The 12,546-nt window shown below is 60.5% G+C and carries 16 protein-coding genes and 1 pseudogene; 10 read left to right on the forward strand and 7 right to left on the reverse strand.

From position 1 onward, the window contains the following. The first annotated feature begins 261 nt into the window (after window positions 1–261). Together MLPF_RS02215 and MLPF_RS15455 are read left to right on the forward strand one after the other, a co-directional pair. The gene (locus MLPF_RS02215; protein WP_272946061.1) at window positions 262–492 is read left to right on the forward strand and encodes a benzoate/H(+) symporter BenE family transporter; all 231 of its coding nucleotides are present in this window, start codon (window positions 262–264) and stop codon (window positions 490–492) included. Then, a complete protein-coding gene (locus MLPF_RS15455; protein ID WP_282435824.1) occupies window positions 396–1,058 on the forward strand; it encodes a benzoate/H(+) symporter BenE family transporter in 663 nt (220 codons plus the stop codon). The genes MLPF_RS02215 and MLPF_RS15455 overlap by 97 nt, the downstream gene beginning before the upstream one ends. 201 nt (window positions 1,059–1,259) lie before the next feature. Here MLPF_RS15455 and MLPF_RS02225 read toward each other — a convergent pair whose 3' ends face one another. Together MLPF_RS02225 and MLPF_RS02230 are read right to left on the reverse strand one after the other, a co-directional pair. Further along, complete coding sequence (locus tag MLPF_RS02225) at window positions 1,260–1,433, reverse strand: hypothetical protein (RefSeq protein ID WP_236684830.1); 174 nt, start codon at window positions 1,431–1,433, stop codon at window positions 1,260–1,262. Window positions 1,434–1,776: 343 nt separating this feature from the next. Next, window positions 1,777–2,691: an SDR family NAD(P)-dependent oxidoreductase gene (locus MLPF_RS02230; protein WP_045842402.1), complete on the reverse strand. Its 915-nt coding sequence runs from the start codon at window positions 2,689–2,691 to the stop codon at window positions 1,777–1,779. 118 nt (window positions 2,692–2,809) lie between these two features. On the opposite strand from MLPF_RS02230, the pseudogene MLPF_RS02235 reads away from it, so the two are divergent. The 3 genes and pseudogenes from MLPF_RS02235 (at window position 2,810) to MLPF_RS02245 (ending at window position 5,871) form a co-directional block, all read left to right on the forward strand. Beyond that, window positions 2,810–3,377: pseudogene (locus MLPF_RS02235) on the forward strand (TetR/AcrR family transcriptional regulator). 208 nt (window positions 3,378–3,585) lie between these two features. Next, on the forward strand, window positions 3,586–5,211 hold the full coding sequence (gene groL, locus MLPF_RS02240) for a chaperonin GroEL (protein WP_045842403.1): 1,626 nt from the start codon (window positions 3,586–3,588) through the stop codon (window positions 5,209–5,211). A 489-nt stretch (window positions 5,212–5,700) separates the two neighbouring features. After that, a complete protein-coding gene (locus MLPF_RS02245) occupies window positions 5,701–5,871 on the forward strand; it encodes a hypothetical protein (protein ID WP_237817104.1) in 171 nt (56 codons plus the stop codon). On the opposite strand, the gene MLPF_RS02250 is transcribed toward MLPF_RS02245, so the two are convergent. From MLPF_RS02250 to MLPF_RS02265, 5 genes are all read right to left on the reverse strand, one after another. Continuing rightward, window positions 5,868–6,098 (reverse strand): hypothetical protein, encoded by a 231-nt coding sequence (locus MLPF_RS02250; protein ID WP_237817102.1) that lies wholly within the window; start codon window positions 6,096–6,098, stop codon window positions 5,868–5,870. The two genes, MLPF_RS02245 and MLPF_RS02250, sit on opposite strands and share 4 nt — an antisense overlap. Further along, entirely contained in the window at window positions 6,099–6,224 is a 126-nt protein-coding gene (locus MLPF_RS15460; RefSeq protein WP_272946133.1) for a hypothetical protein, read from the reverse strand. 86 nt (window positions 6,225–6,310) lie between these two features. Then, window positions 6,311–6,448: a hypothetical protein gene (locus tag MLPF_RS02255; RefSeq protein ID WP_156146934.1), complete on the reverse strand. Its 138-nt coding sequence runs from the start codon at window positions 6,446–6,448 to the stop codon at window positions 6,311–6,313. 311 nt (window positions 6,449–6,759) lie between these two features. Then, window positions 6,760–7,146, reverse strand: a complete 387-nt coding sequence (locus MLPF_RS02260) for a DNA repair protein RadA family protein (protein WP_050038870.1) — start codon at window positions 7,144–7,146, stop codon at window positions 6,760–6,762. A gap of 183 nt (window positions 7,147–7,329) precedes the next feature. Next, the gene (locus MLPF_RS02265) at window positions 7,330–7,881 is read right to left on the reverse strand and encodes a copper chaperone PCu(A)C domain-containing protein (RefSeq protein ID WP_045842404.1); all 552 of its coding nucleotides are present in this window, start codon (window positions 7,879–7,881) and stop codon (window positions 7,330–7,332) included. A 356-nt stretch (window positions 7,882–8,237) separates the two neighbouring features. Here MLPF_RS02265 and carD point away from each other — a divergent pair, with 356 nt between their 5' ends. Genes carD through rlmB form a run of 5 tightly spaced genes read left to right on the forward strand, consistent with a single transcriptional unit; the run spans window position 8,238 to window position 12,339 of the window. After that, a complete protein-coding gene (gene carD, locus MLPF_RS02270; RefSeq protein WP_045842405.1) occupies window positions 8,238–8,726 on the forward strand; it encodes an RNA polymerase-binding transcription factor CarD in 489 nt (162 codons plus the stop codon). A 19-nt stretch (window positions 8,727–8,745) separates the two neighbouring features. Further along, on the forward strand, window positions 8,746–9,471 hold the full coding sequence (ispD, locus tag MLPF_RS02275; protein WP_045842406.1) for a 2-C-methyl-D-erythritol 4-phosphate cytidylyltransferase: 726 nt from the start codon (window positions 8,746–8,748) through the stop codon (window positions 9,469–9,471). Next, a complete protein-coding gene (gene ispF, locus MLPF_RS02280) occupies window positions 9,468–9,944 on the forward strand; it encodes a 2-C-methyl-D-erythritol 2,4-cyclodiphosphate synthase (protein WP_045842407.1) in 477 nt (158 codons plus the stop codon). Before ispD ends, ispF begins: the two co-directional genes overlap by 4 nt. A gap of 54 nt (window positions 9,945–9,998) precedes the next feature. Continuing rightward, the gene (gene cysS / locus MLPF_RS02285) at window positions 9,999–11,420 is read left to right on the forward strand and encodes a cysteine--tRNA ligase (RefSeq protein WP_045842408.1); all 1,422 of its coding nucleotides are present in this window, start codon (window positions 9,999–10,001) and stop codon (window positions 11,418–11,420) included. Beyond that, window positions 11,410–12,339, forward strand: a complete 930-nt coding sequence (rlmB, locus tag MLPF_RS02290; protein ID WP_045842409.1) for a 23S rRNA (guanosine(2251)-2'-O)-methyltransferase RlmB — start codon at window positions 11,410–11,412, stop codon at window positions 12,337–12,339. Before cysS ends, rlmB begins: the two co-directional genes overlap by 11 nt. The last annotated feature ends 207 nt before the right edge of the window (window positions 12,340–12,546 follow it).

The following is a 12,546-nucleotide window of genomic DNA, read 5'->3' on the forward strand; positions in this document are numbered from 1 at the left end:
CCGTGACGACTTGCTGGACCAACCGCCCTAGTTGGCGATCTACAACGCCTCCGCAAACGGGTCAGTGCCGTCATCACGGCCGCCGCGCTACTTGCATAGGTGCTTCATCGCCTGGGCGTTGTTGGCCCAGTATTGTTGTTATTCTCGATTGTTGTTATTCTCGCTCGTGGCCCGGTGTGACTGCAACCGGCTAGGGTTCGCGGTGCATGTCGTTACCTGGTTTAGTGCCACTCGCTTGGTTCGGTACTTTGTGGATGGAGCCTGCGGCACCGGTTACCGCTCTCCATCGCATGGTCGATGCTCGGCGCCGCAGTACTGATTGCCCCCTGCACGGTGGATGGCGGTTGGTCGACCGCGGTCGGAGTGTTCTTGCTTACCGGCGTCTTGCTGCAGCTGTGCCCGACCTCGCTCCGCGGCCTGGCTGCACACCCGTTGCAGGTGGCGCCGATCCAGTTGCACTGGCTGGTGTTCACCAGATTCGCGCCACGATAGGCGGTGCTGTCGGCTTTCGTGGTTACGTTGAGCACGGTCGCGTTCACCCACCGCTCGGGCATGTCGGGACCGTTGCTTCCGCACCTGAACTGGACAGCTCCGCGGCTGAGTTAGGCGGCGGTCGTCGCGTTACCCCTCATACATCGTCTACATCGTCACGATTGGCGGACCAGAACGTGCCCGGCGTTGTGATTATGGGCTCCTTAACTGCTACCCGATTGCCCTGGCGGGAAGCAATGACGGTCACTGGGCTCGGCACGTTCTTTGGCGGACACGCGATCAACCTGGCTGCCGTCAGCGCGGCCGCTCCGGCCTTTCCCGAAGTGCATCGTTATCCGGAGCGGCGATGGCCGGCCGCGACGACCTTCGGCTTCGTCTATCTGGTGCTAGCAGTGCTGGCCACGCTCGTCGCCGCTAGCACCCGCCAAGGTGATTGGCACACTGGCCGGGCTTGGGCTGCTCGACACCCTGGGTTCGTCACTGGCGGCAGCCATGTCCTGCCCAACGGACCTAACGGGGGAGATTTCCGGCGGCCATCACGTTCATTGTGGCCGCATTGGCAGTGATCCCTGGTTGGCGCGGCACCGGCTGCGGATCTTGTCGTGCACGCGGTTCTGCGATAGGCGCGAAACCTGAACCCAGAAGCGAAGCGATGAGGGTCGTCCTGTCGCAGTAGGTTCGACTCTGGTTGCTCTGAGACTTGACTTTATTTCATTTCCGGGTCAGGTTCAGCGGCCTTGGTGTGCAGGCTCCGCCAGCTATTGTGCCTAGTAGTTGTCATGCCGGACGAACCACTCGCCGCGTTCGTTTTCGGTCACGTTCGCCAACGCGCCGGAGTCCTCGACGTAGGCCTCATCAGTGAACAGCATCATTAAGTATGGAGGCAGCGGCCTTGTTGCAGAAGCAATCACCCCCGCTGGGCGTGGCGTAATGTAGGGCAAAGTCGCCGGGGTTCGTGTTCTGCTATTCGCCGGCCGTCATTATAGAGCTTCATCGTTCCGAACAACACGCAGAGGATCTCCGAGATAGTGCGGTGAAAGTGTGATATCGCCCCAACCACCGGCTGGGGCGATATCGATTCGGTACAAGCCATAGTCGCTGCCGGTCTCTGCTGGTTGGGCAATTAATGGAGTACCTGAACTGGAACTTTATTATGGTTGGACGGCGAGTTGGCACGCTTAAACCAGGAAGCTGACCTCCGGTTTTAGTCCTTGGCGTAGTATGGAGTGCGGGATAGGGCGGCACAACAAGGGGCCGCCTCTTCAGTCTGGCCCATTTTGTCGGTCAGCCGACCGGATAGACTACCCCGGTGAGTTCTTCAGAGACCGCCCACAGCCGGAGCTGTCGATCAACGTCGTGGGACTTGTCGCTGGACGCCACAACCTTGGGATTGCCCCGCATTTCGGCGAACCCGTCCGGTCCGAAATATTGCCCGCCGAGCACTGCCGCATCGGTGGCGGCCCGCAGGGTCGGTAGCGCTCCGGTCGCCGCGTCCTGGGTGAGGAACAGTTCGGCCACTGATAAAATGGGCGCAATCAGCGCAGGCAAGCTCCGGTTCAGTTCGGTGCGCGAGCCACCGGGATGGGCGGCCACAGCGATCGTCGTTTGTCGGGTAGCCAGTCGGCGCTGCAGTTCGTACGTGAACAGTAGGTTGGCTAGCTTGGACTGCCCATAGGCAGCGACCCTATTATAGCGGCATTCCCACTGTAGATCGTCGAAATGAATGTCAGCGAGCAGGCGGTGACCGAGGCTGCTGACAGTTATCACCCGCGAACCGGCGATAGGCAGCAGCCGATCCAGCAGCAAGCCGGTGAAGGCAAAGTGGCCTAAGTGGTTGGTGCCGAACTGCAGCTCGAAACCGTCCTTGGTGGTCGACTTCGGTGTCCACATCACCCCGGCGTTGTTGATCAGCAAGTCGATGTGGTCGTAGTCAGACCGCAGTTGGTTTGCTGCGGCGCGCACAGACTCCAACGACGTCAAGTCGAGCTCTTGCAGCGCAACGTTGGTCTGCGCACTGGTGGCCGTGATGCGTGCGGCGGCGTTTTTGCCCTTATCGAGATTGCGCACCGCCAATACCACGTGGGCGCCATGCTCGGCGAGTGCCAGTGCGGTCTGATAGCCGAGGCCGGTGTTGGCACCGGTAATGACGGCGACGCGACCCGTCTGGTCGGGAATGTCAGCGGTGGTCCACTTGGCCATGAATAGCTCCTCAAGCCTGTCTAAAGTAAGCGGGCCGAACGCTCCGGTTGGTTTGAAACCATACGGAACGCGAGCCCCGTTTTGCAATGTTCGTTCTTAGCCAGGATTGAGTGTTTAGATGGCGCAACCCGCACGGCCGTTGCGTGCCGACACGGCGCGAAACCGTACGCGAATACTGGGAGTTGCTTATGAAACTTTCGCGGCCGAGGGCTTGTCGGTGCCGATTGACGAAATTGCTCGGCGCGCGGGTGTCGGAGCCGGCACTGTGTACCGGCATTTTCCGACGAAGGAGGCGCTGTGTGCGGCGGTCATCGAGGACCGCATGCCCCACCTCGTAGACAACGGGTATGTGCTGTTGAAGGCCGCCGGGTCGGGTGAAGCGCTTGTTCGCCTGTCTGCGCTTGCTCGTGTTGCACTGGGGCGCCACCGACCGCGGACTGGTCGACGCGCTGGCCGGGGTCGGGATCGGCATCCTCGGCGTCGCGCCCGATGCCGAGGATGCGTTTTTGACCATGCTCGGTGACCTGCTGTGCGCGGCGCAGTATGCGGGCATCGCGCGCAGAGACGTAGGCGTCCGCCAGGTCCAATCGATCCTGGTCGGATGCCACGCGATGGAGGCGTACAACTCGGCGTTGGCCGAGCGGGTGACCGATGTCGTCGTCGATGGTTTACGAGCGGCGCGGTAGCGTCGGGGTGTTCTTGCACTCAGCATAGGCGAGTGCTAAAAATGATGCTGGCACTCGCGACCGGCGAGTGCCAGGTCGGGACGGTGAGACCCAGCCAGGGAGCTGTGGTCGTCCGTCGCGGGCACTGCACCCGGCCAGCGTAAGTAACGGGGGTTGTCGGCACCCGGTGACCCTAGCTTCATTCCCAATCCGGAGGAATCACTTCGCAATGGCCAAGACAATTGCGTACGACGAGGAGGCCCGTCGCGGCCTCGAACGGGGCTTGAACAGCCTCGCCGACGCGGTAAAGGTGACGTTGGGTCCGAAGGGTCGCAACGTCGTTCTAGAGAAGAAGTGGGGTGCTCCCACTATCACCAACGATGGTGTGTCCATCGCCAAGGAGATTGAGCTGGAGGACCCGTACGAGAAGATTGGCGCTGAGTTGGTCAAGGAAGTCGCCAAGAAAACCGACGACGTTGCCGGTGACGGCACTACGACGGCCACTGTGCTTGCCCAGGCACTGGTCAAAGAGGGTCTACGCAACGTCGCGGCCGGCGCCAACCCGCTGGGTCTCAAGCGCGGCATCGAAAAGGCTGTCGAGAAGATTGCCGAGACCCTGCTCAAGGACGCTAAGGAGGTCGAAACCAAGGACCAAATTGCGGCTACCGCAGCGATTTCGGCGGGTGACCAGTCGATCGGTGACCTGATCGCCGAGGCGATGGACAAGGTTGGCAACGAGGGGGTCATCACCGTCGAGGAGTCCAACACCTTCGGCCTACAGCTTGAGCTCACCGAGGGTATGCGGTTCGACAAGGGGTACATCTCGGGCTATTTCGTCACCGACGCCGAGCGTCAGGAAGCCGTCCTGGAGGACCCCTATATCCTTCTGGTTAGCTCCAAAGTGTCGACCGTCAAGGACCTTCTGCCGCTGCTGGAGAAGGTTATCCAGGCAGGTAAGTCGCTGCTGATCATTGCTGAGGACGTCGAGGGCGAGGCATTGTCCACCCTTGTCGTCAACAAGATCCGTGGCACCTTCAAGTCGGTGGCGGTCAAAGCTCCTGGCTTCGGTGACCGCCGTAAGGCGATGCTGCAAGACATGGCCATCCTCACCGGAGGCCAGGTAATCAGTGAGGAGGTCGGCCTCACGTTGGAGAACGCCGATCTGTCGTTGCTGGGCAAGGCCCGCAAGGTGGTTGTCACCAAAGATGAAACAACCATCGTCGAGGGCGCCGGTGCCACCGACGCAATCTCTGGGCGAGTAGCCCAGATCCGTGCCGAGATCGAGAACAGTGACTCTGATTATGACCGTGAGAAGCTGCAGGAGCGCCTGGCCAAGTTGGCCGGTGGTGTTGCGGTGATCAAGGCTGGCGCTGCCACCGAGGTGGAGCTCAAGGAGCGCAAGCATCGCATCGAGGACGCGGTCCGCAACGCTAAGGCCGCGGTGGAAGAGGGCATCGTCGCCGGCGGCGGCGTGACTCTGCTGCAGGCGGCGCCGGCTCTGGACAAGTTGAAGCTGACCGGTGACGAAGCGACCGGAGTCAATATTGTCAAGGTGGCGTTGGAAGCTCCGCTCAAGCAGATCGCTTTCAATTCCGGGATGGAGCCCGGCGTGGTGGCTGAAAAGGTGCGCAACCTTTCGGTAGGTCACGGCCTGAACGCTGCCACCGGTGAGTACGAGGACCTGCTCAAGGCCGGGGTTGCCGACCCGGTGAAGGTTACACGTTCTGCGCTCCAGAACGCCGCCTCCATCGCCGGTCTGTTTCTTACTACAGAGGCCGTCGTCGCCGACAAGCCTGAGAAGGCGGCCGCTCCGGCGGCCGACCCGACCGGTGGTATGGGTGGTATGGACTTCTGACGTCCGGTGGCGATGCAGGCAACTACGCGGTCTGAGGTTGGGGTACTGATCAGCTGAGTAGCGGCGGGCCAACTGGGCAATCGGACAGGAGTAAGCAAAGAAAGAGCCTGGTCTCCTTTTTGGGGGGCCGGGTTCTTTCTTTGCGCGTAGGGGGAGTCGGGCTTGACCCTGCCGGTGCAGGAACGTGGGTCGGAACGACACTGCACTGGGCGGTCTCGTCTAGGTGAGTGCCGGGGTTCGCTTCGGCGCTGGATGCTGAGCTCGACGTGTTCTTGGTGAGTAAGTTCGGCGTGCTGTGGTGAAGCGCGCACTACGAGCTCGCAAGTTCGACAGCGCTGACTAAAGCGTTGTTGTTGTGTGGTGGCCGGGGGTGTTGGTGTTTGTGGCAGGAATTGTTGGTCGGTTTCATAGGTGGCAGGTGAAGTAGTGTTCTGGTGTGCCATCGCTGGCCGATACGGTCGGGAGTTTGGTGGGCTAGCCTAGATCTTGTTGGCGCTGGGTGTTGGGGGCGCTTTCGGGTGCATGCTATGGCTGTGGGGTGTCTGTTTGTTCACCGGCCCTCGGCCAGCCGGTGTGCCCCCGGCTGTGTTGGTGCCGTGTTGGTTTCACAGTTCGTCGATGACCTCGCAGCCGGTGATGACGCGTACGGCGGTGCTCTAGCCTAGGGCAGTACTTGACTTTTTGTGGGGATCGACCGCGGAAGGAAGATAAAAGCCATCCACGGCGTGATCTGGTGACTTGTGCGCGTGGCGGGCTAACACATCACCAGAAAAGCGCAACTGATCCCCGGCCACCCGCCACACCAGACGCACCCCCAGCATCGCCAGCTTCGATGTCGCGGCCGGTGACCAACACCAACTACTCGGCGGCCCTTGCAAGCAGCCCACCTACGCCGCGACCAACCCTAAACCACCAACACAACCCACACCACCGATCCCCACCACATAACCCACCACACCCCTCAACCACACAAAACCAAACCAGCAAGAAATAACCACCAACAACCAGCACAACCACGATATCGCGGGTGCGCCTCAGTGCGCAGATGCCCGGCGGCATCGCATAGCAACCCGGGTTAGGATCAATGCTGTGGTGAATATCAGCCACACGGCTTAGGTTCAGCCATCTCCACCTCACCGACCATTAACCCTGTGTTGGGCAGTGGCAGGTTAACGTAGGCCGAGGCCAGTGCAATCTGCGCCTGAGAGATCTGGCGACGGATCAGCAACGTCGTCAATTCCGTCGTCGCGCAACAGGAAACACTCGACTTCGTCGGCGGTTCCGAATCAATTCTTGACATCCGCATCGGGTAGTTTAGTTTGCGATCGCCCTGTGAAATGTAGCATTACGTCGGCGAGGTGATTAAGCGAGTGCGGCCTGGCGATGGACCAGTCTTTGGTGACATGTCCGACCAGAGTAAACCCAACTACCGTTAGCGTCTGCGGTCGGCGCTGTTGTTACGGTGCGTACTTCCGTCCCACCGCTGGTGATTTCGTCGGCTTCGGTGGTGGCCATGGTTTGCACCGAGGCGGTGATGACCAGTGCGGACTAGACCATCACGATGTGGCTCAGCACCGTGTGCAGGTCGGATTCTACGGCCAGGTTGACCATTTGTGTGCCGTCACAACCGGTCCGGTTTTCGCTCCGCCGGATCTGGCCAGCGGATTCTTCGCCGGAGATATCCAGCGCACGTCGGCGGGATTGCGTCCAGTGGTAGGCAACCTTGAGTAGCAGTATAGATTTGCTCGCGCTCGGATCACCCGCTAGAAGCCTTGCCGAGCCGGGCACCATATTGCCGCCAACCACCCGGTTTAATTCGTCGACACCCGTAAGTCCCGGCAATGTGTGGTGCGCGTCGATGGAATTGATCGAAATGGCTTGCGAAACCCGGTTTGCGGAATAACGTCCGCCGCCACTGATTGCACCAAATACCAATATACTTATTGAGGGTGCACCCAATTATCGTACTCTAAGGCAACGTTTCCCACTTAGCGGTGAAAATGACGGCATTCCGAGTAACCGGTACTGCGCATGCGCACTAATGTTAGCTACCTGATGACCGTATCGGGGTAATATAGTGGTTTAAAACGAAGGCCGTTGACCAGTGGTTAAAGCTGTTTAGGCCTGAGGTGGGGCGAGTCCGGCCGAGATGGGCACAGTTACGCTGGTTTGTCCAGCCTTCTCGAAGTTGAAGGTAAAGTTGTAGGTGAGGCCATTGGTAATGGGCTTGGCCAAGGTGACGATTGCTTTAGCGACGTTGTTAGACTGGGAGGGGCTTGGCGCTATTGGTTGCCCTTCGGGCGTACCGACGAACAACATCCCATTGGCGGGAACTTGAGTGTGTCCGCTCAGCGCCACCGTGCCGATGTCACTGGTTACAGACACTAGCCGGTCCGTGACATCCGGAGAATCATTGATGGCCACCAGCACCAAGTTCACCGTTCGGCCCGGTTGGAAGAAGTCACCGGTTTGTGCAGCTTGGATGCGTATGTCGCGCAATGCCAGCTTGTTGAGTGTGACCTGGTTGCCGTTGACGGCCGGTTCCTGAGTCGCGGTTTGCGAGATCTGGCCCGCTCCGCAACAGCTAAGCACCGAAGCCGCCAAAGCCAAAAAGCCTAGGATGGCGACCCGAGTAGCCAGCGTGGGAAGGCTGATCTTGAAACGTCTCACTGATGGCCTCCTGCTGGGATACCGGTCAAGGCATTAGGACAGCAGCTCAACTATGCACAGTAACGAGGAATATGCATAGGTAGATTTAAGAACGTGCTGTCGACGGTAGACGGTAGCGGAGGACACAGGACTTAGCGTTGCGGGGGCCTTGGTTTGAGCCCCGCGGGGTTGCCGATAGTGACTTGTCAAGTGCCTCTACGCTGCTACAAGAGGATGTTGTGTAGTGCGGTGCGTGGCACGTTTGCCCTGTCTGTCAACCCCCAATCTGCGGGTGTTGTGCCTCCTGACCTGCACCGTTGTGCGCGCTTATGGGGTTGCCGTGTTAGGATTGAAATAACGAAAGGGGCTTGAATGTGATGATTTTCAAGGTCGGCGACACCGTTGTTTACCCGCACCACGGTGCTGCTTTAGTCGAGGCGATCGAAACCCGCACCATCAATGGGGAACAAAAAGAGTATCTCGTCTTGAAAGTGGCGCAGGGAGACCTGACTGTTCGAGTCCCCGCCGAAAACGCCGAATACGTCGGTGTCCGCGACGTAGTTGGACAGGAGGGCCTAGACCAGGTTTTCCAGGTGTTGCGGGCCCCCCATACCGAAGAGCCGACTAACTGGTCGCGGCGGTACAAGGCTAATCTCGAGAAACTCGCCTCCGGTGATGTCAATAAGGTGGCAGAGGTAGTACGCGATTTGTGGCGACGAGACCAGGAACGTGGTTTGTCCGCTGGCGAGAAGCGCATGCTGGCTAAGGCCAGGCAGATTTTGGTCGGCGAGTTGGCGCTGGCGGAAAGCACTGACGACGCCAAGGCGGAGACTATCCTCGACGAGGTTTTGGCCGCCGCTTCCTGAATAACCCTGAGGCTTGGGGATGGCTGTAGCAACGGGCACTGTGGTTGCAGTGGTCCCGGCCGCCGGGTCGGGGAAGCGGCTAGCGGCGGGCATTCCGAAGGCATTCTGTGAACTTGACGGGCGCACGATTGTCGAACGTGCCGTCACTGGCTTGCTGGAGTCTGGTGTTGTTGACCATGTTGTGGTAGCGGTGCCTGCCGATCGCATTGACCAGACCCAGTGGGTGCTATCCCAACGGCTAGCCAAGTCGGTGGGTCAATACGCCACGGTTGTGGCTGGCGGGGCCGACCGCACCAAATCGGTGGCTCAGGCTCTTGCGGCCCTCCCCGCCCCTTCAAGGGCGGGCGCACCCGAGTTTATATTGGTGCATGACGCCGCGCGGGCGCTGACACCAGCACGGTTAATCGTGCGGGTGGTTGATGCTTTACGCGCTGGTAATACCGCGGTCGTTCCAGCTCTGCCACTGTCTGACACCATTAAAGCCGTGGACGTCAACGGAATGGTTCTCAGCACTCCGGAGCGGTTCGGTTTGCGGGCGGTGCAGACCCCGCAGGGGTTTGCCACCGAGCTGCTGCGGTGCGCTTATCAGCGTTGCCTCCATCTTGATGCCGTCGATTTCACCGACGATGCTTCCCTCGTCGAACATCTCGGTGGCCAGGTTCAGGTGGTCGCCGGCGACCCACTGGCGTTTAAGATCACCACCCAGTTGGATCTGCTGCTGGCGAAGAAGATTCTGCGCCTGTGAGCGAACTGCCACGGGTCGGTTTGGGTTTCGATGTCCATGTGTTTGAACCGGGGCGGCCGTGTTGGCTTGTGGGGTTGCTGTTCCCGGACAACGACGGCTGCTCCGGGCATTCCGATGGTGACGTGGCGGTGCATGCGCTGTGTGATGCCGTGTTGTCGGCCGCGGGGCAGGGCGATATCGGCGGCCTGTTCGCCGTTGGTGATCCGCGTTGGGAAAACGTCAGTGGTGCTGACATGCTGCGCCATGTCGTCGACTTGTTACTGCGACATGGCTACGAGGTCGTCAACGCGTCCGTTCAAGTGATCGGTAACCGACCGAAGATTGGTCCGCGCCGCAGTGAGGCGCAACGGCTGCTGTCAGCGCTGCTACGGGCGCCAGTATCAGTGGCCGCGACGACCACCGATGGACTTGGCCTGACTGGGCGCGGCGAGGGCTTGTCCGCCATCGCGACCGCATTGGTGGTCCAGGTCTGACAGCCGTGTGCTGAGAATCCGCCAACGCGGAACCAGCAGGTAAGCTGGCCCGTCGTGACCGATAGTGCCCATTTGCGGCTCCACGACACGGTGGCTGGTGCCGTGCGCGATTTCGTTCCGCTGCGAACGGGGCACGTCTCTATCTACCTGTGTGGTGCCACTGTTCAAGGACAGCCGCATATCGGGCACGTTCGCAGCGGGGTGGCCTTCGACATTCTGCGCCGGTGGCTCATTGCACGTGGCTATGACGTCGCGTTCATCCGCAACGTCACCGATATCGACGACAAGATTCTTAGTAAGGCTGCCGCGGCTGACCGGCCGTGGTGGGAATGGGCGGCCACTCACGAGCGCGCGTTCACCGCGGCCTATGACGCCTTGGACGTTTTGCCGCCGTCAGCAGAGCCGCGAGCCACCGGGCACATTACCCAGATGATCGAGTTGATTGAGCTGTTGCTCAAGACCGGTCACGCCTATACCGGTGGCTCTGATGTTTACTTCGACGTGCTCAGCTATCCGGATTATGGCCAACTATCCGGGTACAAGATAGACTGTATACGCCAAGGCGAGGATGTGACTACCGGTAAGCGTGACCAGCGCGACTTCACCTTGTGGAAGGGCGCTAAGCCTGGTGAGCCGTCGTGGCCTACACCGTGGGGCCGTGGCCGTCCAGGTTGGCACCTGGAATGTTCGGCAATGGCTCGTGCTTATCTTGGTTCTGAATTCGACATCCATTGCGGTGGAATGGATTTAGTCTTCCCGCACCACGAAAATGAAATCGCGCAGAGCCGCGCTGCCGGGGATGGCTTCGCCCGGTACTGGCTGCACAATGGCTGGGTAACGATGGGTGGGGAGAAGATGAGTAAGTCGCTGGGTAACGTGTTGTCCATCCCAGCTATGCTGCAGCGGGTTCGGCCGGCAGAACTGCGTTACTATCTCGGCAGCGCTCACTACCGGTCGATGCTGGAGTTCTCCGAGACCGCGTTACAGGATGCGGTCAAAGCCTATGTCGGAGTGGAGGATTTCCTGAATAGGGTGCGTACTCGGGTTGGTGCCGTTGGCACCGGCGAATTGACTCCGCGGTTCGCTGCAGCACTCGACGACGATCTGGCGGTGCCGATCGCGCTGTCTGAAGTGCACCACGCTCGTGCGGAGGGCAACCGAGCGCTCGACAGCGGTGACCATGAAGGTGCGTTGACGAACGCTGGCGCGATTCGAGCGATGATGGGCATCTTGGGTTGTGACCCGCTTGACGAACGTTGGGAATCCCGCGATGAGACGTCGGCGGCGTTAGCGGCTATCGATGTGCTGGTGGCCGCTGAGCTAGAAAGCCGGCAAATGGCACGTGAGCAGCGCAACTGGGTGCTTGCCGATCAGATCCGCGATCGACTCAAGGATGCCGGTATCGAGGTAACTGATACCGTCGACGGGCCGCAGTGGGAACTGCTGGCTGGCGATAAGCAAATCGATGCCCGGTAACTCGCGTCGCCGGGGGGCCGTCCGCAAATCTGGCACCAAGAAGGGGACCAGCGTTGGCTCGGGCGGCCAGCGTCGCCGCGCGTTGGAGGGGCGTGGTCCGACACCGCCGGCGCATCTGCGTACCAATCACCCAGCCGCCAAGCGGACTCAATCCTCGCTGCACCGGTCGGTCAAACGCACCGACGAGACAGAAACGGTGCTTGGCCGTAACCCGGTGCTGGAATGCCTGCGCGCCGGCGTTCCGGCGACTGCGCTCTACGTTGCGCTCGGTACCGAAGTCGATGAGCGGCTCACCGAATCCGTTACGAGAGCAGCCGATGTGGGCATGGCGATCCTCGAAGTACCGCGCACGGACCTGGATCGAATGACCAACAACCACTTGCATCAGGGCATAGCGTTACAGGTACCGCCTTACCACTACGCCCACTCCGATGATCTGCTCGCCGCCGCTACCGACTCGCCGCCGGCGTTGTTGGTCGCGCTGGATAACATCTCCGACCCCCGTAATCTCGGTGCAATCGTGCGATCGGTAGCGGCATTCAGCGGCCATGGTGTCTTGGTCCCACAGCGGCGTTCCGCCTCGGTCACCGCGGTTGCGTGGCGCACTAGCGCCGGTGCTGCGGCGCGGATCCCAGTGGCGCGGGCTACCAATCTAACTAGGGCGCTAAAGGTTTGGGCCGATCAAGGACTGCGGGTGATTGGACTGGACCACGACGGTGACACCGCACTCGACGACTTGGACGGCACAGACCCGTTGGCGGTAGTCGTTGGCTCGGAAGGCAAGGGTCTGTCGAGGCTGGTGCGGCAGAATTGCGATGAGGTGGTGTCGATACCGATGGCCGGTCAGACCGAATCGCTGAATGCTTCTGTGGCCGTCGGGGTGGTGCTTGCCGAAATAGCCCGTCAACGCAGGCGTTAAAGCTGCTGCTCGGCCGGCTCGCCTACATCGGCGCCGTGTTGGTGATGATGACCCTCCGTGGTGCTTGCGCTGCTGTCGTCGGCGACCTCGTAACCACCCGGCTTCTATTTGTGGGTGCATACCGATTGTCGCTGTTAGGTAACCGGGTAGTCATTGCGCGTCTGCACTAAAGCGCCTGAACTCGGGGTCACCACACTCGAGTTCGGA

This window comes from Mycobacterium lepromatosis, assembly GCF_000975265.2.
GTDB lineage: Bacteria > Actinomycetota > Actinomycetes > Mycobacteriales > Mycobacteriaceae > Mycobacterium > Mycobacterium lepromatosis.